Genomic DNA, 23,385 nt, shown 5'->3' with positions numbered 1-23,385 from the left:
TGACCGCGCGAGGTCCGTACGCTCTGTCACAGCATGGAACTTCCGGACCTCGCCCGCCGCTGGATGAACGCGCTGACCGCGACCGCGTACATCCCGCTGTCCCATGCCGAAATCGAGCAGGCCCTGCTCGACTCGCTGATCGAGTTGCCGGCGGAACCTGAATCGGTTGGCTATCGATTGGTGTCACTGCATGCAACCGGCCCGGACTCCTTGCAGGTCACGATCGACGTTCTTTCGTCGGCGTTCGAACTTCCCGTGCTCGCGAGGTTGAGCTCCGCGTACGCACAGGCCATGCGGATGGACGCGTTCGACCAGCAGGAGCAGATCAAGGTCGCGATCGTGCGGGCCAAACAGCGGGTCGAGCGCACGCTGAAGGTCAGCCAGGCGCGGTTCCAGGAGGTGTTCGACTCCGCCGCGCTGGGCATCGCGATCACCGACTTCGCCGGCCGGTGCGTCGAGGCGAACGACGCGCTCGCCGAGATCGTCGGCCTGGAGTCGGGCGCCGACCTGCACGAACGCGACCTGACCGACTTCTACCACCCCGACGACGTGGCGTCCCTGAGCGCCTCGTACCGGAAGGTGCGTGAGGGGCACGTCGACCGGTTCCGCGACCAGCGCAAGCTCATCCGCGCGGACGGCGAGCCGGTCTGGGTGCACCTCGCGGTGTCGTTGCTGCGTGACGCGGACGGCGAGCCGACGCATTTCGTGACGATGGTCGAGGACATCAGCGAGCTGCACCTGTTGCAACGCAGTCTCGACCACCAGCTGCTGCACGACTCGCTGACCGGCCTGTCGAACCGCCAGCACTTCGTCACCCAGGTGGAACGCCGGGTCGAGAGCGATCCGATCACGTTGTACCACCTGGGTTTGGACGCGTTCTCGGTCGTCAACAACGGCCTGGGCCACGAGACCGGCGACAAGCTGCTCAAGATCGTCGCGGCCCGGCTCCGCAAGCTCGCCGACGAGAAGAAGGCGATCGTCGCCCGGATCGGCGGCGACGAGTTCGCCCTCCTGACGATCGCGGACAACGTCACCTCGACCGTCGAGGAGATCCAGGACGCGCTCGCCGAACCGACCTTTGTGGACGATCACGGCATCGCGCTGTCGGCGAGCATCGGTGTGGTGGACCGGCCCCCGGCGTTCACGACCGCCGCGGAACTGATGCGGTGCGCCAATGCCGCGCTGCGCCAGGCGAAAGCACGGGGAAAGCGGCAGTGGGCGTTGCACGACCCGCACGACGACGCCCGCCGCCGCGGCCGCTACGCGCTGGCCGCTTCGATGCCGGGCGCGTGGGAGCACGGCGAGATCGAGATCGTCTACGCGCCCGTGCACGACCTCGAGACCCGCGAGGTGCTCGGCGCCGTCGCCAGGCTGCACTGGGAAGACCTGAGCCACAACGACACCATGGCACTGGCCGACTCGACGGGCCTGTCGCTGCCGATCGGCAAGTGGCTGCTGCGCGAGGCGTGCGCTCAAGCCGCGCGATGGGTGGCGGAGTTCGGCGACGGGGCACCGACGCTCCACCTGGCGCTGGGCGCGCTGCAGTCCCGCGACGAGGACCTGGTCGGGGACGTCAAGCGAGCGCTCGACGAAACCGGCCTGCCGCCGGAGCGGTTGCGGATCGCGCTCGACATCTCGTCGGTGCTGGCGGGCGACGACAACGCGGTGGTGCTGCACGACAGCGGCATCGTGACGGCGCTGGACGGGTTCCACGGCGGACACGACGAACTGACCGTGCTGACCGAGGTGCCGGTCCGCACGGTGATCACCCGCGCGCCCGCGCCGCACCCGGATTCCCCGCTGTACCAAGCGATGCGCGACCTGATCGCGGCGGTGCACAGCTTCGGTGTGCGGTTCGGCGTCGACGAGGTGCACACCCTCGAGGACGCCGAACACTGGCGGTCCGCCGGCGCGGACGGCGTGATCGGGCTGCTGCCCGCCCTCGCCGCCGCCGAGGTGACCGACCTGCTGACTAAAGCTGTTTCACCGCCGCCAGAAGCTTCGTGAGCGACTCCTTCGCGTCACCGAACAGCAGCGTGGTCTTCGGGTTGTACAGCAACTCGTTGTCCACACCGGCGAACCCGGGCCGCATCGACCGTTTCATGAACACCACGGACTTCGCGCGGTCGACGTCGAAGATCGGCATGCCGTAGATCGGGCTGGCCGGCTCGTCCCGCGCGCCCGGATTCACCACGTCGTTCGCCCCGACCACCACGGCCACGTCGACCGACGTGATCCCGGGGTTGACGTCGTCGAGCTCCTTGAGCTGCTCGTACGGCACGTCTGCCTCCGCCAGCAACACGTTCATGTGGCCCGGCATGCGGCCCGCGACGGGGTGAATCCCGTACGACACCGACACTCCACGCCGTTCGAGCTGCGCCACGAGCTCACGCACGGCGTGCTGCGCCTGGGCGACGGCCAGCCCGTATCCGGGCACCACGACGACGTTGTTCGCGTACCCCAACAGGATCGCGACGTCCTCGACGGTGCCGGACTTGACCGTCCGCTGCTCTTCCCCTTGCGCGACAACCGCGGTGACCTTGAAAGCACCGAACAGGATGTTCGCCAGCGACCGCCCCATCGCCTGTGCCATCAACCGGGTCAGGATGGTGCCGGACGCGCCGACGAGCGTGCCCGCGACGATCAGCAGCGTGTTCGCCAGCACGTACCCGGACGCGGCCACGGCAAGACCCGTGAACGCGTTGAGCAACGAGATCGCGATCGGCACGTCCGCGCCACCCACCGGCAGCACGAACAGCACACCGAGCGCCAGCCCGACGGCCGCCAGCAACCACAGCAGGAACCCGTTCGGCACCGCCATCGTCAAGGCGCACAAGGCGACCGACGACACGGCGGCGGCGATCGCGAGCTGCTGCCCGGCCGGCAACAACACCGGCCGCGTGGTCATCAGCTCCTGCAGCTTGAGGAACGTGACCACGGAACCGGAGAAGCTGACCGAGCCGATCAGCACCGTCAGCACGGTCGCGAGCCGGAACAGCACGCCGGTCTCCGGCACGGCGAAGAACTCCGCCAACGCCACCAGAGCCGCCGCGGCGCCACCGACACCGTTGAACAGCGCCACCATCTGCGGGATCGCGGTCATCTTCACCGACCGCGCGGCCGGAATGCCCACCACCACACCGAGTGCGACGGCGATCAGGATCCACAGTCCGTTGTGGACGACACCGTGCACGTACGCGGTGACGACCGCGACGAGCATGCCGAACGCGCCGATGAAGTTGCCGTAGCGCGCGTATTTGGGCGAGCTCAAGCCTTTCAGCGCCAGGATGAAGCACAGCGCCGCGACGAGGTACATCAGCTGGACGATCATTTGCGGAACATCTCCAGCATCCGGTCGGTCACCACGAACCCGCCGACCACGTTCACCGTGGCCAGGAAGACCGCGAGCAGCCCCAAAACCAGCTCCAGGGTGCTCTCGGCGGACCCGGTGATCAGGATCGCGCCGACGAGGATCACGCCGTGGATGGCGTTGGCGCCGGACATCAGCGGCGTGTGCAGGATCGTCGACACCTTCGAGACCACCTCGAAGCCCACGAACACGGCCAGTACGAAGATCGTCAGCAGGTCGATCACGGCGACTCCTTGCGGATCTGACCGTCGTGGGTGAGGCAGCAGCCGTCGAGCACCTCGTCGGAGAGGTTCGGCGCCACCGTCCCGTCCGCGATCATCAGCTTGAGCAGGTTGAGCACGTTGCGCGAGTACAGCCGGCTCGCGTGCACGGGCATCGACGACGGCAGGTTGAGCGCGCCGTGCACCAGCACCTCGCCGACCCAGGTCTCCTCGCCGGCAACCGAACCGGCGTAGTTGCCGCCGGACTCCGCGGCCAGGTCGACCACCACGGAACCGGGCGCCATCGCCTTGAGCATGTCGGTCGTGACGAGCACCGGGGCCTTGCGGCCGGGGATGGCGGCCGTGGTGATCACGACGTCGGACTGGGCAACGTGCTCGCCGATGAGTTCTCGCTGGCGTTCCAGGAACTCCTCGGACTGCGCGGACGCGTAGACACCGGACTGCGTCTCCAGGTCGAGCTCGAGGAACTTCGCGCCGAGACTGCGGACCTCCTCGCCCGCGGCCTTGCGCACGTCGTACGCCTCGACGACGGCACCGAGACGGCGTGCGGTCGCGATCGCCTGCAGCCCGGCGACACCGGCGCCCAGGACGAGCACCTTGGCCGGCGGCACCGTGCCCGCGGCGGTGGTGAACATGGGCAGGAAGCGCGGTAGTCGTTCGGCGGCGACCAGGACGGCCCGGTAGCCCGCCACCAGCGCCTGCGACGACAGGGCGTCCGCGCTCTGGGCACGCGTGACCCGTGGCAGCAGGTCGAAGCTGAACGACGTGACGCGGCGGTCGCGGTAGACCTCGAGCAACGCGCGTTCGTTCGCGGGCTGCAGGAAGCTGATCGTGATGGCGCCGGGTTTGAGCAATCCGGCCTGGTCGAGGGTCAACGGCTGCACGGACACGACGACGTCGGACTCCGGCGTCGGATCCTCGGGCGTCACGGTCGCCCCGGCCGCGCGGTAGGCGGCGTCGGGGGCGTGGGCATGACGCCCGGCACCTTCTTGGACGTGCACGGTCAGTCCAGCGTCGACCAGCGACGACACCGTTTCCGGTACGCAGGCGACTCGGCGCTCGGCGGGCCGCGACTCTGCGGGAGCTCCCACTTTCACCGTACGCACGTTACGCGATCAAAGGTGACCTGGGCCACATCACAGTTGCCAGAGCACCGCACCGGCGAGCGTCAGGCACCCCACCAGCCCAATCGCGGGTACGACGCGTTTACCGAGCGTCCACGCACTGGCGTTGGCGATCGCGTAGTAGAGCAGCACGCAGAACGAGCTGAACACGATCGCGCGTGTGACATCCACGGCGAGCACCAGCCCGATCGCGACGAGCCCGGTGGCGATCTCGGCGAGGCGCAGGTCGGCCAGGAACCCAGGCAGCCTGCGGTCACGAGCCATCGCCAGCGCGGTTCTGCTGACCCCCAGTTGCAGCGACAGCAGGGAGCCGAGCGCGGCCAGGCACGCGGCGACCCGGATGACGGGCGCCAGCGCGGGAGACACGTCCGCCAGGGTCTTCGTGGCCAGGTCCGCGCCCAGTGCGCTCAGGGCGGTGAGCGCGACGGCGGCGTAGACGACGAGGGTGATCGCGAGGGCGATGACCACCGCTCTGGGGATGGTCCGTTGCGGGTCCTTGACCTCCTCTCCGAGCGTCGCGATGCGCGCGTAGCCGGCGAACGCGAAGAAGAGCAGCGCGGCGGCGGGAAGGATTCCTGAGCCCAGGAACTCCGCCGGCTGCGTGGCTTCTTGCGCGGTGACCGCGGTGGCCGCGAGGACGAGCAGCACCGCGATCACGATGATCCTCGTGACCAGCGCGGACTTCTGGACGCCGGTCAGGTTGAGCACGGTCAGCGCCACGATCGCGGCAACGCCAACGAGTTTGGGGGCACCAACGTAGGTGCCGACCGTCAGCGCCATGGCCGCGCACGACGCCGTCTTGCCGAGCACGAACGCCCAGCCGGCCAGGTCGCCCCAGATCCGGCCGAGCCGTTCGCGACCGTAGACGTAGGTGCCGCCGGACTGCGGGTACTTCGCGGCCAGCCAGGCGCTCGACAACGCGTTGCAGCAGGCGATCACGCCCGCGATGAGGAGGCTGACGAGCAGTGCGGACCCGGCCGCCGCCGCGGCCGGGGCGAACACCGCGAAAACACCCGCGCCGATCATCGAGCCGAGCCCGACGAAGACGGCGTCGGACAGGTTCAGGCTTCGAGTCAGCTGCACCCGGTCATTGTGTGACAGGACATCCGGAAGGCTTCGCGGCGGGGAAGAAGTTCGGCAGCAGTTCACCCGAGTCGTAGTAGCGGTGATAAACCGGCGTGATCCCGCCCGACACGGGGGGCACGATCCAGGACCACTCCGCCGGGCACGAACGCCCGGCCGCCTCCTCCTTCTCGAGGTGGGTGAGGAACCGCTGCGACTCGGTGTGGTGATCGGTGATCGTGACCCCGGCCTCGCCGAACGAGTGCAGGACGGCGCGATTGAGCTCGATCAGTGCTCGGTCGCGCCACAACGTCGCCTCCGACGACATGTCCAGGCCCATTCGTTTGGCGATGTACGGCAGCAGGTCGTACCGGTCGTGGTCGGCGAGGTTGCGGGCGCCGATCTCCGTGCCCATGTACCAGCCGTTGAACGGCGCCGACGGGTAGTCGATGCCGCCGATGCGCAGCCGCATGTTGCTGATCGCGGGGACGGCGTGCCACTTCACGCCGAGCGTGGCCAGCCACGGCAGTTCCGGGTGGGAGAGCGGGACTTCGAGCACCGCGTCGGCGGGGATGTCGACGAGTGCGGGGTCGTGTCCCTTGCAGGACACCATGAGCGGCAGCACGTCGAAGGGGCCGCGGTTGGCCGGGGGTTGCCAGCCGCGCTTCAACGCGAGCTCGGTCAGCGCCAGGTTCCGCGCGTCCCCGAGCACGCCGCCGTCCGTGCCGCGGTAGGCGGCGTAGCGGACGATCTGCTCGTTGAGGATCTGCGGCGCCGGCATGCCGGGCTCGACCGGGGCGAAGATCGTGATGACGGGCCGGATCTTGCCCTTGTTGGTGGCCACGCGGAGGTGTTCGACGCATTGCGCGGCCACGTCGGCGGGTGTGGACGTCTCACGCTGGTCGCGCACTTTCAAGCTGCGCCAGTACAGGCGGCCGATGCAGCGGGAGCTGTTGCGCCAGGCCACGCGGGCGCCGAAGGTCAGTTCGGCGGCCGTGTGGCGGTAGGTGCCGGTCGCGGCGATCTCCGCGTGCACCTCGGCGAGTCTGGCCTCGACGGGACCGAGGTCCGGGTGTTCGGCGTGGTGTTGCCGGACGAAGTCCTCTGCCTCGGGGATGTCGATCTCGCCGAGCTTCTCGACCTGCGCCGGGGGGAGCGCTGTGAGGGAACGGGGCATCACATCAGTCGGGACGGGGGTCATGGCGAGGCACCGTAGTTGCGCTTTCGGGTACGGGAAACCGCCTCTAGCGCTACGCCATCTGGATCACTGGACCGCGTCCGACACGCTCAGCGAGTGCTTGATACCGCAACCGGGTGACAAAGGGCGCGACAAAGGGTGGTTTTGGACTGTTATCTGCCCGAAACCAAACATTGACCAGTGATCTAGTTCACTGGTGGATTCGACCCGTTCGAGTGAACTTGGTCGGGCACCTCCCAGGCGGAGAACCGCGTCATCCCGCGCACCGCCAGCGTTGGCGGCAACGCGCGGAAAGCGAAGTCGCGCAACGCCGACGCGATCGGCGACCGCACCTCGATCCCGAACTTCCCCGCCATCCGCGAGCCCTTCCACACCGTCTGCGTGCGCGGCCTCCGCAACGCGTCGTACCGGGCGAGATCACCGTTGCACACGGCCAAGGTCACCGCGTCCTCCAGTGCCATGCACGCCCCCTGCCCCAGGTACGGCGTCATCGCGTGCGCCGCGTCGCCGAGCAACGCCACCCGTCCGGACACGAACGTCGGCAACAGCGGCAGCTCGTAGATGTCGTGCCGCAGCACGTCCGGAGTCGACCTCAACAACGACGGCAGCGGCTCGTGCCAGCCGGCGAACAGCTCCAGCGGGTCCAGGTCCGCCGCCGCGGGCGCCACCGCGGCCACGTACCAGCAGACCCTGCCGTCGCCCAGCGGCAGGATCCCCGCCTCGCCGCCGGGACCGAGCGTCTGCGAGATGGGCAGGTCGTAGGGACCCGGCGCCACCCCTCGCCACGCCGTGGCCCCCGCGTACACCGGTCCCGGCGCGTCGGGCAGCAGCACCCCGCGCAGGCGGCTGTTGATGCCGTCCGCCGCCACCACGAGGTCCGCGTCCAGCTCCTCGACGCCGGTGACCTCGACGTCGTTGAAAAGAATCTCGGACGGCAGTGCGCGCAGCAGCACGCCGTGCAGATCGGCCCGGTGCATCGCGATGACCTTCTCCTGGCCGACGTCCGGTAAGTGCACCAGCCAGCGGCCGTCGGAGGCGCGAACACCACCGGACACGCGCGGCGTGCCGAGCCGGCGCACCTCGTCCGCGAGCCCCATCCACTCCAGCGCGCGCAACGCGTTCGGCATCACGCCCACGCCGGCGCCGATCTCGCCGAAAGCGGAGGCCCGTTCCAGCACCTGGACCTCCCAGCCGACGCGGCGCAACGACACCGCCGCCGCCAGTCCGCCGATGCCGCCACCGACCACGATCGCCTTCATCCCAGCCTCCTCTACAGATGTAGAGGACTCTACACCTGTAGACTACAGCTGTAGAGCGAGACGAGGAGCACAGTGCGCAGGGACCTGATCACCGACGCCGCGATCGCACTCGTGGCCGAACACGGCATGCGCGGGCTCACCCACCGCGCGGTCGACCGCCGGGCCGGCCTGCCGGAGGGCTCGACCAGCGCGTACTTCCGCACGCGCAAGGCGTTGATCGAGGGGTTCGTGGCGAGGCTCGCCGAGCAGGAGCAGCAGGAGATCGTCCTCGATCCCACCGACCTCGCGGGCGGCATCGCGAGGACGATCGACGGCTGGCTCGTCGAACGGAACCGCACGCTCGCCAGGTACGCGGCGATGCTGGAGGCCACTCACCACCCAGAGCTCAAGACGATCATGGTCCACTCGCCGCGGGAACAGGCGACAGCGCTCGCCGAGGCCCTGGGCCACGAGGATCCGGAGCGGGCGGGAGCGCATTTCACGGCGTTCATCGAGGGCCTGCTCTTCTACCGGCTCGTCGGCGGGGGCAGCACGGCCGGGCCGGCGCCGGGCACCGAGGAGAGCGTGCGGGATCTCAAGAACGCGGTCGAAAAGGCGTTGCGACCGTAGGTACGGTGGGTTTCATGGGATTCGGGTACGGGGTCTTCTACCTCTGATTCAGGACGTGTGCCACCACGCATCACGTCCTGATTTCGCGTACCCAAAAGAGGATCCCGCATGCGCTCGCATGTTCATTTGACGACCCAAGATCTCACCAAGGGCTATGAGGCCGGCCCTGTCGTCGACGGCATCTCGCTGAAAGTCTCCGCAGGCCAACGCCTTGGCATCATCGGCGAGAACGGTCGCGGCAAGACCACGCTCCTGCGGTTGCTCGCCGACGACCTGACACCGGACCAGGGAACTGTCACGCGCCACGGTTCGTTGAGCCTCGTGCAACAGGAAATGCCGTTCCACGAAAGCGAAACGGTGGGGGACCTGCTGAACGAGGCGCTGCACGAAAGCCGTAAGGCACTGTCCGAACTGGACAGCGCGGCGGAGCCGTTCGACGAGCAACGCTACGAGAAAGCGTTGGCGCACGCGGAGAACATCGAGGCGTGGGACGCCGAACGCCGCGCCGAAATCGCACTCGAAGCGCTTGGCGCCGACCACCCCAGGTCCACGCGGCTGCGGCAACTCAGCGTGGGACAACGCTATCGGGTGCGGCTCGCCTGCCTGCTCGCCGAACGCGCGGACGTCCTGCTGCTCGACGAACCGACCAACCACCTCGACGCGAACGCGTTGGACTTCCTGACCGAACGCCTGCGGCAACACCACGGCGTCGTGGTTCTCGTGAGCCACGACCGCACGTTGCTGGACGACGTCTGCACGCAGCTGCTCGACCTCGACCCGACGCCCGACGGCGAGGTGCACCTGCACGGCGGCGGCTACCGGGCGTTCAAGGAGGCCAAGCGCGCCGAACGCCAGCGCTGGGAACAGCGGTTCGCCCAGGAGGAAGCCGAGCACGACGAGCTGACCGACAAGGTCGAGCGCGCCCAGTCACGCCTCAAGGACGCCTGGCGCCCGCCGAAGGGCGCGTTCAAGCACAAGCGCAGCACGCGCGCGGCGAACAAGATGCGCAACGTCGCCCGCCGGCTGGAGGAGCTGGACGGCCACCGGCTGGACGCTCCCCCACCACCGTTGCGCTTCACCCCGCCCGAACTGGAGGCCAGCGGCGACCTGCTGCACGCCACCCCGCTCGAAGTACCCGGACGGGTGAACCTCACCGAGCCGATCTCGCTCAGCGCGGGCGAGAAGCTGCTGATCACCGGCCCGAACGGCGCCGGCAAGTCGACGCTGCTCACCGTCCTGGCGGGCCGCCTGACCCCGGCGACGGGAACGGTGCACCACGTCGGCCGGGTGGCCCTGCTCGCCCAGGAGTCGTCGTTCGAGAACGAGGACGCCACCGCGGCACAGTTGTGTTCGCGCGTGGAGGAACTCGGTCTGCTGAGCGGAAAAGACCTCGCGCGCCCGGTCAGCCGCCTGTCCACTGGACAACGACGCAGGCTGGAGCTGGCGATCCTGCTGAGCACCGGCCCGCACGTCCTGCTGCTCGACGAACCGACGAACCACCTGTCCATCGCACTGGTCGACGAACTGACCGAAGCGCTGCACCAGACGAAGGCGGCCGTGGCCGTCGCGACCCACGACCGGCAGATGCGGACAGATTTCCGGTCGTGGCGGTCCGTGACCCTCGATTCACCTTCACGAAGTCATGAAAATTCTGTAGCTTCGGAAGTAGGTCCTCTAGTGAGCACTGGGAGGTGTGCGAGATGACCGAACTGATCTCCGACGAACTGCCGACCACGCGCCAGAACCCGTTCGACCCGCCCGCCGAGATCACCGGCATCCGCGAGCAGGCCCGCATCAGCAGGCTGAAGTTCGCCGACGGTCACCTCGGCTGGCTGGTCACGGGCCACCACCAGGTGCGCGAGATCCTGGGCAGTCCGAAGTTCACCAACAACCCGGAGAAGCACCACCTGCTCGACAAGCGGTTCCAGGGCGACGTGCCCGAGGACAAGCGCAAGGCCGAGCCGGGCATGTTCCTGAGCCAGGACCCGCCGGATCACACCCGCCTGCGCAAGATGCTGCAGGGGCAGTTCACGGTCCGGCGGATGAACCAGCTGTCCGAGTGGATCGCCACGATCGTCGACGACCAGCTCGCGCACATGCGGTCGCTCGGCAACCGCGCGGACCTCGTCAAGGAGTTCGCGCTACCGGTGCCGTCACTGGTGATCTGCGCGTTGCTCGGCGTCGACTACGACGAGCGGCACAGGTTCCAGGAGGACACGGCGAAGATGCTGAGCCTGGACAGCACGTTCAAGGAGGCCATGGACGCAATGGCGCGCATTCAGGACTTCATGCGCGAGCTGATCGCCCGCAAGAAGGCGAACCCCGGCGGCGACGACATGATCAGCGATCTGCTCGCCACCGGGGAACCGACCGACGAGGAAGCGTCGAACATGGCGCTGCTGCTCCTCCTCGCCGGCCACGAGACCACGGCGAACATGCTGGGCATCGGCACGTTCACGCTGCTGCAGCACCCCGACCAGCTCAAGATCCTCAAGGACGAGCCCGAGGTCATCGACAACGCCGTCGAGGAGCTGATGCGGTACCTGTCGATCATCCACTTCGGACCGGTGCGCACCGCGACCGAGGACGTGGAGATCGACGGCCACCTGATCAAGGCGGGCGACACCGTGCTGATGCACGTGCCGACGGCGAACCGCGACCCGGAGAAGTTCCCCGGCAACCCCGAGGAACTCGACCTGCGCCGCCCCGCGTCGGGCCACGTCGCGTTCGGGCACGGCATCCACCAGTGCCTGGGTCAGCAGCTCGCGCGCATCGAGATGCGCATCGGGTTCACGAAGCTGTTCCAGGACTTCCCCGACCTCCGGCTGGACATCGCCCCGGAGGAGGTGCCGCTGCGCACGGACATGGGGATCTACGGAGTCCACTCGTTGCCAGTAGCGTGGTCGTCATGAGGATTTCCGTCGACCAGTCGAAGTGCTGCGGTTCGGGGATGTGCGTGCTGACCGACCCGGATCTCTTCGACCAGAACGAAGACGACGGCACGGTCGTGCTGCTGGTGGAGCACCCCGACGCCACGCACGAGGCCACCGCGAAGGAGGCGGCCGGCCTGTGCCCGGCGAGCGCGATCACGATCAGTTGACGCGCTGACCGTTGGAGAGCTGCCAGGCGACAACATGTGCCCTGTCGCCTGGCACCAACGGCTGTCGTCAAGTCGTACGCTCACGACATGAACACCGCGCCAGGCTGGTACCCGGACAACGCCGATCCGCGCTTCGTCCGCTGGTGGGACGGCGCCCAGTGGACGCCCCACACCCAGCCGCGCCAGCAACAGACCGACGCCCATCACATGGAGATGCAGATGGGCGGCACCGGCCAGGACCGCGTGGCGCACCAGGTCCAGCGCGCCGGCATCGGGCAACCCGTGCAGGGTGGCGGCGGCACGCTGTTCACCGAGCCCGTCCTGGTGGTGAACCAGAAGGCGAAGCTCATCGAGATGTCGAACTCCTACGTCATCTACGACCAGCACGCCCGCCACATCGGCACCGTGGAACAGGTCGGCCAGTCCGGGGCCGCCAAAGCGTTGCGCGCCTTCACGAAGATGGACTCGATGCTGGACGTCCGGCTGGAGATCCGGGACGTGCAGGGGCATCCGCTGCTCCGGCTGGTCCGGCCCGCGACCATGTGGAAGTCCAAGGTGATCGTCGAGCGCGGTGACGGCATGCCGATCGGCGAGATCGTCCAGGAGAACGTGTTCGGCAAGGTCCGCTTCGCCTACGTCTGCAACGGGATGAAGGTCGGCGGCATCTACGCGGAGAACTGGCGCGCGTGGAACTTCTCGCTGCAGGACCACACGGAGACCGAGGTCGCGCGCATCACCAAGACGTGGCAGGGCATGTCGAAAGCTCTGTTCTCCACGGCCGACAACTACGTCGTGCAGTTCCACCGGCAGGTGCCGGACCCGTTGCTCAGCATGATCGTGGCGTCCGGCGTCACCGTGGACACGGTGCTCAGCCAGAACCAGGGGTAGCGCGTCCCTGTCCCAACTTCACGCGCAAAGACTCGGCCCGCACGGAGACATCGCCAAAACGCCGCCGTGGTCGAATTCCCCTGATGCGTCTGGGCAGGTGGCACCCCCTGCTCGACCCGATGGAGAGCTGACACAGGGCTGAGCCAGAACCAGGGCTGAGCCTGGGTCAGGACATCGCCAGGCGGAGTTCGTCGACCTCCGCCTGGAACCCCGCCGCCGTCAGCGTCTCCTCCGCCTGCCGCCAGTGCTCCCGAGCCTCCTCCAACCGCCCGGCCCGTTCCAGCGCGTCGCCCAGCACCCGCAACGACCGCCCGAACTCCGGCGGCGAGTCCATCTCGCGGACCTGGTCCATCGCCAGCGTGGCCAGCCGCACCGCCTCCTCGGGCGTCTCGGCCAACGCGGATCTCAGGCGCCACACCCAGATGCGGCCGTGCTGGTCGTTGTGCTCCTCGAAGTACTCCCAGGCCTGGCGCAGCTGTTCCTCGGCGAGCGGGAGCTGGCGGGAGCGGATCAGCGTGTCGGCGAGGAACACCCGCATGTTCGCGGCGAAGTCCGGGTCGCCGAGCTTCTGCGCGGCGGCCAGTGACGACCGCAGGAACGCCGCCGACATCTCCAGCTCGCCGGTGAACTGGTGCAACCGTCCCAGTTCCAGCGTCGCCATCAGTTCGCTCTGCTCGTCGCCCAGCTGACGGGCGATCCGCCGGGCCCGCTCCAGGTACTCCTGCGCCGCGGCCAGGCCGCCGGCACGTCGTTCGATGGCGCCCAGCGAACACAGCACCTCGACCTCGCCGTGCGGGTTTCCCGATGCCACGAACCGGGTCATGGCCTCGCGGTGCGCCTCGCGGGCCTCGGCGGAACGGCCGCTCCACTCGTGCATCCACCCCATGCCGTACCACGCGTAGGCCTCACCCCACACGTCTCCGGCGAGGGCGAAACCCTCCTGCGCGGCGGCGAAGTCGGCGGACGCCTCGACGTACCTGTGCAAGCGGCCGTGCAGGATTCCCCGCTGCTGCAACAGGATCGGCTTGCGCTCCGGCGGTGCACAGGACAACCCGAGTTCGTTGATCTGCTCCCAGTCGTCGAACCGGGCCCGCAGATCGCAGAACGCGGCCGACCGGATGGTCAGCTCGGCGGCCAGCGCGCCCAGGCCGAGTGCGGCGGCCTGGGTGATCACGGCGTGGATGTTCTGCCACTCGGCGTCGAACCACTCGGCCGCGTCACCGAGGTCGAAGCGTTCCAGCGCAAGCGGTTCCGGCCGGATCGCCTGGTGCGGCAGCTCCACGTCGGCCCGCGTGGCCAGGTCCAGCCACTGCTCGAACAACGCCTTCAGCGCCACCGCCGGGTCCTCGTCCGCGGCCTCCCGTCCGAACGCCCTCAGCAGGTCGTGCAGCCGATACCGCACCTGCCCCAACGAGTCGCGTCCCGCGTAGTCGACCAGGCGGGCGTCGACCAACGCCTCGACGTGGTCCTCGGCGTCGTCCAGATCCAGCCCCAGCAGCGGTGAAGCCATCCAGGCCGGGAAGTCGGGGGTGTCGACCAGCGACAGCAACCGGAACGCCGTGCGGTGCGACTCGTCCAGGCCGTCGTAGGACAGGGCCAGCGAAGCCCGCACGTCCAGATCACCCAGTGACAGCTCGTCGAACCGTCGCCGCTCGTCGGACAACCGCCCGGCGAGCTTCGCCAGCTGCCAGTGCGGACGCGCCACCAACCGGGCCGCGGCCACCCGCAACGCCAGGGGCAGCTGCCCGCAGTAGGTCACGATCGCCTGAGCCGCAACAGGTTCCGCGGCGATCCGAGCCTCGCCCACCGCGGCCCGCAGCAACGCCAGCGCGTCGGTGGACGGCAACACGTCCAACGGCACGACGTGAGCGGCCTCGAGGCCGGCCAGCGCCGCCCGGGAGGTCACCAGAGCCGCGCCCGAGGTGGTGCCGGGCAGCAACGGCCGAACCTGGGCCTCGTTGATCGCGTTGTCCAGCACGACCAGGATCCGCCGGTCGGACAGCAGATCGCGGTAGAGATCGACTCGATCCTCCACAGAGGACGGAATCGCGCCGCCGGACACGCCGAGGCCGCGCAGCAACCGGTCCAGCGCCGCGGCGGGTCCGACGGGCTTCTGCTCGCCACCGCGCAGGTTCAGGTACAGCTGCCCGTCCGGGAACGCGTCCCGCACGACGTGAGCGCAGTGCACGGCCAGCGAGGTCTTGCCCACACCGCCGGGACCGGTGATCGTCCACGTCCCGCCGGAACGCAGGCCGGCGGTGAGCCGCACGACCTCGTCGGACCGGCCGGAGAAGTCGCCGACCGCGGGAGGCAGCCACGACGGCCCCGACTGGACGGCGATCGGCGCGGAGGACCCGGCGAGGACCTCCATGTGCAGGGCGCGCAGTTCGGCGTTCGGGTCGATGCCGAGCTCGTCGGCGAGCACCTCGCTGGCGCGGCGGAACACGTCCAGCGCCTGCGCCTGCTGGCCGGTGCGGTGCAGGGCGAGCATCAGCTGGTACCAGAAGCGTTCGCGCAGCGGGTGTTGCGCGACCAGGGAGCGCAGCTCGTCGACGATCTGGTCGTGGCGGCCGAGCTGCAGCTCGGCGTCGTTGCGGCGTTCCAGCACCTCCCAGCGCTGCTCGTTCAGCCGCTGCACGTCGGTCTGTTCCATTCGCAGCGACGAGATCTGGTCCAGCGCGGGCCCCCGCCACAACGCGGCGGCCTCGCCCAGCAACCGCGCCTCGGTCTCCAGGTCGGGCGCGCGGCGGGCCTCGGCGCGCAACCGCTGGAACGTCAGCAGGTCGAGCTGGTCGTCGTCCACGTGGATCGAGTAGCCGGTCGGCCACGTGCGGACGAGCTTGCGGTCCGCGAGGTCGTCCAGCGACTGTCGCAAACGCATGACGTACGTCTGCAGGGTCGCGCGCGCTGCGCCTGAGGGCTCTTCACCCCAGAGGTGTTCCATCAGCTCGTACGACGACACCGGCGCGTTGGCCTTCATCAGCAACGCCGCAAGCAGGACACGCTGTTTGGCCGCGCGGAGCTCCACCACCCGGCCCGAGTCGATGACCTGCAACGATCCGAGAACCCTGAACCCCCACCGCCGTTGCATGGGCCAGATCCTAACCAGCCGGTAACCCCAGGTGTCAGCGAAATGTCAGCGGGTGACGTGATGCTTCTCGCCCATGGAGCGGACAACCTTCAACGCCGCCGGTGCGTCGGTTCTCGGAGTCGGGCAGGACTCCGGCGCCACGACCTGTGCGGTGCACACCGACGTCCGCTGCTGAGGAAAAACACCAGACGCCGAGCAGCGCTGAGGCCCCCCAGCTGGGCGCTGTTCGGGCACATGGTGTCGCCGGGGCCCGAAGCCCAAACCTCTCCTCGGGCCCCGGCGGCGCCTTCCAGCTCAGGCTGCTCCCTGCGACGCCGAGATGAACTTCCCCAGCCTCGACGCCAACTCGTCCGCGGCCTCGTTGCCCCGCAACCGGTCCGCCTCCTGCTTCAACGGCCGCATCCGGTCGCGGGTGCGGGCGGAACGGATCGGCCCGGACACCGCGATCGCCTGTTCCCCGATGTCCCGCGCCTGTTCGGCCTCGTTCTGCACCAGGTAGTTCACTGCCAGCGCGGCCAGCCGGAACGACTGGCTGCGCGACGTCTCCTCTCCCCCGGCGGAGATGGCCCTGGTCAGCAACGGGATCGCGGACCGCGCGTACTTCACGTCGCACGTGCGCGCGAGTTCCGTGTGGACCATGCCGCCGATCGACACCAGATCGGCCAGGTCGAAGAACCGCGCCCACGGCGGTGCGTCTTCGGCTTCCGCGCGTTCGAACTCCTCCTCCGCGCGGGCGAACTGACGCAACGCCTGTCGCTCGGCGCCCATCTTCGCGAACGCCCACGCCTCGTTGGCGTGCAGGATCGACACGGCCAAGGTGGACCCACTGGCCTGTGCAATGGGCAATCCACGTTGGAACGACGCCAAAGCGTCCTCAGCCAGCTCGTAGTGCAGATGCACGCGACCCATGCGGTAGTGGATGTTCGCTTCCAACGCGCTGTTGCCCGACGCACGCGCGAGACCCATCGCACGGCCGAAGTGCAGATGTGCGGATTCCAGCAAGCCCATGTCGAACGACGCCCAGCCAGCCAGGTTGTGCAGGTCCGCGATGGCGACCTGGAGCCGTTGCAGCACGTGTCCGGACGAGCCGGTGTCGAGCAACGGGTTCGCCCAGTTCAGCAAAGCGACGCAGGCATCGCGACAGGCGCCGCCGCCATATTCGTAGTCCAACGCCCGCAGTGCGCTGGTCAGAGTTTCGACATGCCGCACGTCGGTTTTGTCCACGCGAGCTGGAAATGCATCGCCGTTGAACATAGCTGGTCCTCCTGACGTGCGCCGCGCACCCGCTGCACAGGTACCCGCTACACACCGCCGGTATTCACCGCGCCGTCGCCACCATCCCGCTGTTCGGCCTGGTCGGGAAGGGTCTTTCGACTCTCCACCAGCGCATGGACGCGGCCACCACAACGCCGTGGTGGCCGCGTTTACGATTCTGGACGAACAGCGTGATCGGAAAGGGGCCAACGAGGTGTCAGCACAGAGGCACTGAATCAATTCCCGGTGATGGCGCCTCACCGGATCGGCCGATCAAGTCACTCTTCCAGGCCCACCGCCTGCGCCGGGCACCTGTCGACCGCGTCACGAACGCCCGGCAACAGGTCAGCGGGTGGTTCGGCGATCATGACGAAGCCGAGCCCGTCGTCGTCCGACTGGTCGAAGACGTCCGGTGCGGCGAGCACGCACTGGCCAGATCCGATGCACCTCGTCCGGTCTATCCGGACCGTCACGCTCACCACTCCACCGGGATCGACGCGGCGCCGTAGGTGATCATGTCGGTGCGGTAGCTCATCTGGGTGACAGGCACCGCCGGGCGCACGTTCGGGAACCGGGTGAAGAGCGTCCGCAGCCCGATCTGCAGCTCCGCCCGCGCCAGGTTGGCGCCCAGGCACTGGTGCGGCCCGAAGCCGAACCCCAGGTGCGACACGGTCTCGCGGTCCAGGTCGAGCTCCGCGGCGCGCGGGCACAGCTCCTCGTCGAGGTTCGCCAGCAGCGACACGCTCACCCAGTCGCCTGCCTTGATCAGCACACCGTCGACCTCGACGTCCGCGGTCGCCCGGCGAGTCAGGCCGGCGCCGCCGAGATGGCCGACCGTGTAGCGCATCAGCTCCTCGACCATCACGTCCGCGCGGGCCGGATCGCCCTGGAGGATCGCCCGCTGCTCGGGCTGCTCGAACAGGTGCAGCGTGAACAGGCCGAGGAAGTTCGACGTGGTCTCGTGCCCGGCGGCGAGCAACCCGATGCACAGGAAGATCAGCTCGTCCATGCTGAAGTCGGTGTCGTTGACCATCAGGCCGATGAGGTCGTCGTTCGTGCCGGCGTCCTTCTTCCCGGCCACGATCGGAGCGAGCACGTCGGCGAGCTTGGTCGCGTGGGCGACGTACTCGTCCTTCGACCCGTTCTTGCCGAAGATGTCGGTCGCGGTCACCTGGAACAGCTCCTGGTGCTCCGGCGGCACGCCCAGCAGTTCGGCGATCACCAGCGACGGCAGCGGCAGGCACAACGAGGTGACCAGGTCGGCGGGCGCGCCCTTGGCCTCCATGACGTCGAGGTGCTCGTCGACGATCTGCTGGATCCGCGGGCGCAGCGCGTTCATGCGCTTGACCATGAAGCCGCGCGAGAGAGGACGGCGCAACCGCAGGTGCGCCTCGCCGTCGATGGCGTTGATGTTGCCCGGCTGGTCGGCGTCGAGGACGGGCTCGCCGGAGTCCGTGCGCATCTCCGGATGGCCGCCCTTGCGGGTGACGAAGCGGGGGTCGGACAGCACCTGGCGGGCACCGGCGTAGCTCGACACCACCCATGCCTCGACACCGTTGGGCCACAGCATCTTCACGGGTCCGTCGCTGACGGCCTCGGCGAATCCGGTCGGGCCGTGCAGCGGGTGGTCGCGTTCGTGCAGGACGGGGCAGACGGCAGCTTCGGTCACGGAAGTTCCCCTCAACAGAACAAAACTGTTCTTTTGAAACCATGACCGAACGTAGCGAAGAAACTACGACCTGACGAGTTATTTGGCCCGAAAGGTGCCGATCAACGGCCTCAGCAGGCCGTCGACGATGCCATCGACCACGCCCCGTTCCTCGGAGCGCAGGACGAACGTCGAGATCAGCGCGGTGATGAGCATGCCGGCGTCGAGGGACTCCGGCAGCTCGCCGCGGCTCTTCGCCCGGTCGACGGCCACCTGGAGCTGCTCGGTGTAGGCACGGTCGACGTACTCCTCGCGCAGGCCCGCGAGATCCGCGTCCTGGCGGCTGCCCTCGAGCAGCCCGAGGAAGATCCCGGCGATGTCGAACGGCACCGGCTCGCCCCACGACCGCAGGATCTGGCGGACGTCCTCGGCGAACGTGCCCTCGTCCGGCTGCGGCAGGTCGGGCAGGTTCGCCTTCAGCGCGTCCGTGATCAGCCGGGCCTTGGACGGCCAGCGCTGGTAGAGGCTCGCCTTGCTGGCGCGCGCTCTGGACGCGACGAGGTCCATGTTGAACCGGGCGTAGCCGACCTCGGCGAGCACACCGAGCACGGCGGAGAAGACCTCTTGCTGACGGGCAGGCGTGTCCAGGGGCGTGCGGCCCACCGTGCTCCTTGAAATGCCGGGACTAAGTGACGTGCACCGTACCGCCGGGTGCGTCCGCGAGCCGACCCGTGCGCCGCACCGACATCCACCGCAGCTGCGTGCCGTGCAGCGCCGTCACCAACGACTGGATGACCACGGCGTACATGAGCTGCCGGTACACGAGCTGCTGCAACGGAAACGCCCACAACGGTTTGAGCGACTCGCCGTCGAGCCTCAGCGCGTAGCCCGCACTCGCGGTCTGGATCAGCAGGAACACCGTCCACACGATCGCCGCGAGCGGTGCGTCCGCCACGAGGAACCCGTACAGCACGTACATGTCCATCACTGGAGCGAGCAGCGGCAGCAGCAGGTGGAACGCCAACAGGTAGATGAGTCCGTACCGGCCCATCGGCCCGTTCTCCACCAACGCGCCACGGTTTTTCCACATCGCCTGGAAAGTCCCGTACGACCACCGATAACGCTGCCGGAACAGGCCGCGGACGGTCACCGGCGCCTCGGTCCACGCCCTCGCCTGTGGACGGTAGGCGACCCGCCAGCCCGCACGGGTGACCGCCATCGTGAGGTCGGTGTCCTCGGCGAGCGTGTGGTCGCTGACGCCGCCGACATCGGTGAGCGCGGCCTTGCGGAACGCCCCGACCGCGCCCGGCACCGTCGGGATGCACCGCAGCGCGTGCAGGATCTGCCGGTCCAGGTTGGACCCCGCGCAGTACTCCAGGTGCTGCCACCGTCCGAGCAGGCCCTGCCGGTTGCCGACCTTCGCGTTGCCGGCGACCGCGCCGACATCGGTGTCCGCGAACGGCTGCACCAGCTGGCCGATCGTGTCCGGCTCGAAGATCGTGTCGCCGTCGAGCAACACCAGCACGTCGTGCTTCGCCTGGCGGATGCCCGCGTTCAGCGCCGCGGGCTTGCCCTGGTTGTCCTGCCGCAGCACGGTGACGCCGGGCAGGTCCAACTCCTCGACGCGGTCCGCGGTGCCGTCCGTCGAACCGTCGTCGACCACGATCACCTCGACGTCGGCGAGGTGGTTGTTCGCGGCGATCGACCTCACCGTGGCGGCGATGTTCAACGCCTCGTTGTACGCCGGAATGACCACCGAGACCGGTGGCGCGATCCACGGCGGCGGCTCCTGCTCGCCCTCACGCCGCAGCCGGCGGTCGGTGTGCGCGAGGCCGAGCTGCATGAGCGTGCGCAGGAGGCCGAGCAGGGCGGCGATCCCGATGGCCGTGCCGAGCAGCGTGAGCACGAGGCCGCCGTTGCGCTGCGACCACGTGGTGACCGAGGCGGCGAACCGCTGCGGCCCGGTCACCTCGGCCGTGCCACCGCCGGGAACAGGGATGAACCGGTAGCCAGGCTCCTTGGCCAGCCTTCGGGCGATGTCCCCGCCGATGCTGCCGTCGTCGTGCAGCCGGACCACGCCTTTGCCTTCGCGCAACGACATCTGCACCAGCGCGCCGATGTCCTGGTGCGTGCGGTCGCCGCTGTCGACCTCGACCGGCGCGCCGACCAGTCGCGCGTGGACACCGAGCACGTCGGCGAGCGCCGCCTGCGCGAACGCCAGGTTCAGCGAGTCCGCCCAGTCGCCCTCGGCGCGGAAGCCGTCGATGCCGATCTGGTGGCCCTCGGCCACGATCCGCCGGACCACCTCGGGGTTGCGGGTGACCTGGACGCCGGTGACGAAGAACGTCGCCTGGACGCCGGAGTCCCGCAGCCTGTCCAGTGCCCGCGGGGTCCACTTCGGATGAGGGCCGCCGTGGAACGCCAGCGCGAGCGTGCGTTCCGGCAGCTCCAGGACGTCTCGGGAGTGCCGAACGGGCTCGGGCCTGATCGCGGTGTAGGCGTGGAACGACACCACGCCCATCAACACCAGCAGCCCTAACAGGATCGAGATCCAGTGCAGCCGCGGGGCGCGCGTCACCACGCTCCCAGCAGCGCGCCGCCGACCACCGCGGCGAACCCGATCAGTCCACTCGCGACGATCAGGCTCACCAGCCGCGCGACTACCCGTCTAGCGCCGTTGTCGTCGACGAAGACCTGCATTTCCTCTTCCCCCCACAAATGCCTCGGACGAGCGCGACCAGCAGAGCCGCACCGACCGCACCCGCCATCCACGGGAACCCGTTGACGAACCACGGGACCGCGTCCGCGGCGAGCTCCTTGGTACTCCCCCACCAGGCCTGTCGCCGGGACTGCCGCTCCCAGGCCGCGTTGCCCACCGCCACGACGACGAACACGAGAGGCGGCGCCGGTACCACCGTCCACAGACCGACCCGGCGCACGAGCGCCGAAGCGATCACCGCGCCCGCCACCAGCCAGCCGCCGAAGGCCCAGCCGAGGTCGTCGCCGTCGACCCAGACACCCGTCTGCGCGAAGACCGCCAGCATCGCGACCGCCGCGAGAGTCGGCAGCTGAACCCCCATGACCGCGTAGAATAGATGAGGGGTCGTAGCTGCTTGGTGGAGCGTGAGCAACGCGAAGTCGTGAGTGTCTGCGTGGCCGGGCGGGGTTGTCGGTGCTGGCCGCTACGGTGTCGGTGAGATGGTCACGGTGATCCAGGCGTATCGATTTGCGCTCGATCCGACTGCGGGGCAACAGGTGGCCCTGCGGTCGCATTGTGGTGCGCAGCGGTACGCGTTCAATTGGGGTTTGGCCAGGATCAAGGCGAACCTGTCCCAGCGGGCCGCCGAGAAGACCTACGATCTACCCGACGATCAGCTCACCCCGTCGTTGTCGTGGTCGGCCTACAACCTGCGCAAGGACTGGAACCAGGCCAAGAACATCGTCGCCGCATGGTGGGGCGAGAACTCCAAAGAGGCCTATTCGTCCGGCCTGGCCAACCTCGCGACCGCGCTCGGGAACTGGGCCGGCTCCACGAAGGGCACACGAAAGGGATCCAGGCTCGGGTTCCCGAGGTTCAAGGGTCGCCGGTCTGGGGTGTCGTGCCGGTTCACCACTGGCGCGTTCGGTCTCGCCGACGACCGACGGTACGTGAAGCTGCCCCGCATCGGGCTGGTCCGCACCCACGAGTCCACCCGCAAACTGGCTCGCCACGTCGAGCGCGGCACCGCCCGCATCCGCTCCGCGACTGTGTCGTACCGGGCTGGGCGGTGGTTCGTGTCGTTCTCCGTGGAGATCACCCGATCCGATCCGGCGCCCGCACGGCCCAGGAACGCGGTGGGTGTCGACGTGGGCGTGAAGTCCCTGGCGGTGCTGTCGAGCGGCGAGACGATCCCGAACCCGCGGCACCTGGAGACCGCGCTACGGGAACTGCGCCGCCTGCAACGTCAGGCCGCGCGCCGCGTCAGCCCAGACCGACGTACCCAGCGGCGGCCCTCGGCCCGGTGGCGCAGGACCCAGGCCCGCGTCGCGCGGCTGCACACAGCGGTCGCGAACGCCCGCCGGGACTGTCTGCACAAGCTGTCAACCCGGCTGGTCCGCACCCACGGCACGATCGTGGTCGAGGACCTGAACGTGGCCGGCATGATGCGCAACCGGCGGCTGGCCCGCCACATCGCCGGTGTCGGCATGGCCGAACTGCGCCGCCAGATCGAGTACAAGGCCCAGTGGGCTGGCGTGCATGTGCACGTTGCCGACCGGTGGTATCCCAGCTCCAAAACGTGTTCGGGCTGTGGCGTGGTGAAAGCCAAACTGCGCCTGTCCGAACGCACCTTCCGCTGCGACGAGTGCGACCTGGTCTGCGACCGCGACCTCAATGCCGCGCGTAACCTCGCCGCGCTCGTGCACCGCGAGACGTCCTCCCCGAGTTGCGGGGCGACACAAAACGAGCCCGCTGGAAACCCACGTAAGACCCGCGCCACGCGGGCAACGGGTACCGCCACGGGAAGACCCGCACCAACCGGTACGGGCCAACGCCGACGCCGCAAGGCGACGGCTGCCTAAA

General features: G+C 68.8%; 21 protein-coding genes. 7 read left to right on the top strand and 14 right to left on the bottom strand.

Translation table 11 applies throughout. From position 1 onward, the window contains the following. Positions 1-33: 33 nt before the first annotated feature. Positions 34-2,007, top strand: a complete 1,974-nt coding sequence (locus G7043_RS27810) for a putative bifunctional diguanylate cyclase/phosphodiesterase (protein ID WP_166050468.1) — start codon at positions 34-36, stop codon at positions 2,005-2,007. Here G7043_RS27810 and G7043_RS27805 read toward each other — a convergent pair. The 6 genes from G7043_RS27805 to G7043_RS27780 form a co-directional block, all read right to left on the bottom strand. Further along, the gene (locus tag G7043_RS27805; RefSeq protein ID WP_166050466.1) at positions 1,973-3,331 is read right to left on the bottom strand and encodes an NAD(P)(+) transhydrogenase (Re/Si-specific) subunit beta; all 1,359 of its coding nucleotides are present in this window, start codon (positions 3,329-3,331) and stop codon (positions 1,973-1,975) included. The two genes, G7043_RS27810 and G7043_RS27805, sit on opposite strands and share 35 nt — an antisense overlap. Continuing rightward, a complete protein-coding gene (locus G7043_RS27800) occupies positions 3,328-3,594 on the bottom strand; it encodes an NAD(P) transhydrogenase subunit alpha (RefSeq protein WP_045309221.1) in 267 nt (88 codons plus the stop codon). The genes G7043_RS27805 and G7043_RS27800 overlap by 4 nt, the downstream gene beginning before the upstream one ends. After that, positions 3,591-4,688, bottom strand: a complete 1,098-nt coding sequence (locus G7043_RS27795) for an NAD(P) transhydrogenase subunit alpha (protein ID WP_166050463.1) — start codon at positions 4,686-4,688, stop codon at positions 3,591-3,593. Before G7043_RS27795 ends, G7043_RS27800 begins: the two co-directional genes overlap by 4 nt. A gap of 39 nt (positions 4,689-4,727) precedes the next feature. Continuing rightward, entirely contained in the window at positions 4,728-5,792 is a 1,065-nt protein-coding gene (locus tag G7043_RS27790; protein WP_207311853.1) for an APC family permease, read from the bottom strand. Positions 5,793-5,802: 10 nt separating this feature from the next. Continuing rightward, on the bottom strand, positions 5,803-6,978 hold the full coding sequence (locus tag G7043_RS27785; RefSeq protein WP_166050461.1) for a nitric oxide synthase oxygenase: 1,176 nt from the start codon (positions 6,976-6,978) through the stop codon (positions 5,803-5,805). A 182-nt stretch (positions 6,979-7,160) separates the two neighbouring features. Beyond that, positions 7,161-8,234, bottom strand: coding sequence for an FAD-dependent monooxygenase (locus G7043_RS27780; protein ID WP_166050459.1), 1,074 nt, complete (start codon positions 8,232-8,234; stop codon positions 7,161-7,163). A gap of 72 nt (positions 8,235-8,306) precedes the next feature. On the opposite strand from G7043_RS27780, the gene G7043_RS27775 reads away from it, so the two are divergent. The 5 genes from G7043_RS27775 to G7043_RS27755 all read left to right on the top strand — a co-directional run bounded on the left by G7043_RS27775 (position 8,307) and on the right by G7043_RS27755 (position 12,831). Beyond that, entirely contained in the window at positions 8,307-8,843 is a 537-nt protein-coding gene (locus tag G7043_RS27775) for a TetR/AcrR family transcriptional regulator (RefSeq protein WP_313888101.1), read from the top strand. Between the two features lie 108 nt (positions 8,844-8,951). Next, positions 8,952-10,547, top strand: a complete 1,596-nt coding sequence (locus G7043_RS27770; protein ID WP_166050458.1) for an ABC-F family ATP-binding cassette domain-containing protein — start codon at positions 8,952-8,954, stop codon at positions 10,545-10,547. Continuing rightward, entirely contained in the window at positions 10,544-11,755 is a 1,212-nt protein-coding gene (locus G7043_RS27765) for a cytochrome P450 (RefSeq protein WP_166050456.1), read from the top strand. The genes G7043_RS27770 and G7043_RS27765 overlap by 4 nt, the downstream gene beginning before the upstream one ends. Continuing rightward, positions 11,752-11,943: a ferredoxin gene (locus G7043_RS27760; RefSeq protein WP_166050454.1), complete on the top strand. Its 192-nt coding sequence runs from the start codon at positions 11,752-11,754 to the stop codon at positions 11,941-11,943. The genes G7043_RS27765 and G7043_RS27760 overlap by 4 nt, the downstream gene beginning before the upstream one ends. Positions 11,944-12,030: 87 nt before the next feature. Beyond that, complete coding sequence (locus tag G7043_RS27755; RefSeq protein ID WP_166050452.1) at positions 12,031-12,831, top strand: phospholipid scramblase-related protein; 801 nt, start codon at positions 12,031-12,033, stop codon at positions 12,829-12,831. Between the two features lie 166 nt (positions 12,832-12,997). Here G7043_RS27755 and G7043_RS27750 read toward each other — a convergent pair whose 3' ends face one another. From G7043_RS27750 to G7043_RS27720, 8 genes are all read right to left on the bottom strand, one after another. After that, the gene (locus G7043_RS27750; protein ID WP_166050449.1) at positions 12,998-15,922 is read right to left on the bottom strand and encodes an AfsR/SARP family transcriptional regulator; all 2,925 of its coding nucleotides are present in this window, start codon (positions 15,920-15,922) and stop codon (positions 12,998-13,000) included. Positions 15,923-16,216: 294 nt separating this feature from the next. Continuing rightward, positions 16,217-17,146, bottom strand: a complete 930-nt coding sequence (locus tag G7043_RS27745; protein WP_166050447.1) for a hypothetical protein — start codon at positions 17,144-17,146, stop codon at positions 16,217-16,219. Between the two features lie 308 nt (positions 17,147-17,454). Continuing rightward, the gene (locus G7043_RS48635; RefSeq protein WP_166050445.1) at positions 17,455-17,649 is read right to left on the bottom strand and encodes a ferredoxin; all 195 of its coding nucleotides are present in this window, start codon (positions 17,647-17,649) and stop codon (positions 17,455-17,457) included. A gap of 2 nt (positions 17,650-17,651) precedes the next feature. Then, the gene (locus G7043_RS50000; protein WP_166050443.1) at positions 17,652-18,845 is read right to left on the bottom strand and encodes a cytochrome P450; all 1,194 of its coding nucleotides are present in this window, start codon (positions 18,843-18,845) and stop codon (positions 17,652-17,654) included. A 78-nt stretch (positions 18,846-18,923) separates the two neighbouring features. Continuing rightward, positions 18,924-19,487, bottom strand: coding sequence for a TetR/AcrR family transcriptional regulator (locus tag G7043_RS47730; protein ID WP_207311806.1), 564 nt, complete (start codon positions 19,485-19,487; stop codon positions 18,924-18,926). 22 nt (positions 19,488-19,509) lie between these two features. Then, positions 19,510-21,402, bottom strand: coding sequence for a glycosyltransferase (locus tag G7043_RS27725; RefSeq protein ID WP_313888100.1), 1,893 nt, complete (start codon positions 21,400-21,402; stop codon positions 19,510-19,512). Then, a complete protein-coding gene (locus tag G7043_RS49530; protein ID WP_278185883.1) occupies positions 21,399-21,524 on the bottom strand; it encodes a hypothetical protein in 126 nt (41 codons plus the stop codon). The genes G7043_RS27725 and G7043_RS49530 overlap by 4 nt, the downstream gene beginning before the upstream one ends. Further along, a complete protein-coding gene (locus tag G7043_RS27720; RefSeq protein ID WP_166050441.1) occupies positions 21,485-21,904 on the bottom strand; it encodes a DUF6542 domain-containing protein in 420 nt (139 codons plus the stop codon). Before G7043_RS27720 ends, G7043_RS49530 begins: the two co-directional genes overlap by 40 nt. A gap of 118 nt (positions 21,905-22,022) precedes the next feature. Here G7043_RS27720 and tnpB point away from each other — a divergent pair, with 118 nt between their 5' ends. Beyond that, positions 22,023-23,384, top strand: coding sequence for an IS607 family element RNA-guided endonuclease TnpB (gene tnpB, locus G7043_RS27715; RefSeq protein WP_166050439.1), 1,362 nt, complete (start codon positions 22,023-22,025; stop codon positions 23,382-23,384). Position 23,385 lies beyond the last annotated feature (1 nt).

It is taken from the genome of Lentzea alba, from assembly GCF_011067745.1.
GTDB lineage: Bacteria > Actinomycetota > Actinomycetes > Mycobacteriales > Pseudonocardiaceae > Lentzea > Lentzea alba.
Note: the sequence above shows the minus strand (reverse complement) of the source record. Positions and strands in the feature narration are given on the sequence as shown.

Bases quoted from the DNA above. Each gene is read 5' to 3' on its own strand.
- G7043_RS27760 (WP_166050454.1), top strand. From the start codon at position 11,752: ATGAGGATTTCCGTCGACCAGTCGAAGTGCTGCGGTTCGGGGATGTGC.
- G7043_RS27720 (WP_166050441.1), bottom strand. From the start codon at position 21,904: ATGGGGGTTCAGCTGCCGACTCTCGCGGCGGTCGCGATGCTGGCGGTC.
- G7043_RS27770 (WP_166050458.1), top strand. From the start codon at position 8,952: ATGCGCTCGCATGTTCATTTGACGACCCAAGATCTCACCAAGGGCTAT.
- G7043_RS27785 (WP_166050461.1), bottom strand. From the start codon at position 6,978: ATGACCCCCGTCCCGACTGATGTGATGCCCCGTTCCCTCACAGCGCTC.
- G7043_RS27780 (WP_166050459.1), bottom strand. From the start codon at position 8,234: ATGAAGGCGATCGTGGTCGGTGGCGGCATCGGCGGACTGGCGGCGGCG.
- G7043_RS27755 (WP_166050452.1), top strand. From the start codon at position 12,031: ATGAACACCGCGCCAGGCTGGTACCCGGACAACGCCGATCCGCGCTTC.
- G7043_RS49530 (WP_278185883.1), bottom strand. From the start codon at position 21,524: ATGCAGGTCTTCGTCGACGACAACGGCGCTAGACGGGTAGTCGCGCGG.
- tnpB (WP_166050439.1), top strand. From the start codon at position 22,023: ATGGTCACGGTGATCCAGGCGTATCGATTTGCGCTCGATCCGACTGCG.
- G7043_RS27765 (WP_166050456.1), top strand. From the start codon at position 10,544: ATGACCGAACTGATCTCCGACGAACTGCCGACCACGCGCCAGAACCCG.
- G7043_RS27810 (WP_166050468.1), top strand. From the start codon at position 34: ATGGAACTTCCGGACCTCGCCCGCCGCTGGATGAACGCGCTGACCGCG.
- G7043_RS27750 (WP_166050449.1), bottom strand. From the start codon at position 15,922: ATGCAACGGCGGTGGGGGTTCAGGGTTCTCGGATCGTTGCAGGTCATC.
- G7043_RS27805 (WP_166050466.1), bottom strand. From the start codon at position 3,331: ATGATCGTCCAGCTGATGTACCTCGTCGCGGCGCTGTGCTTCATCCTG.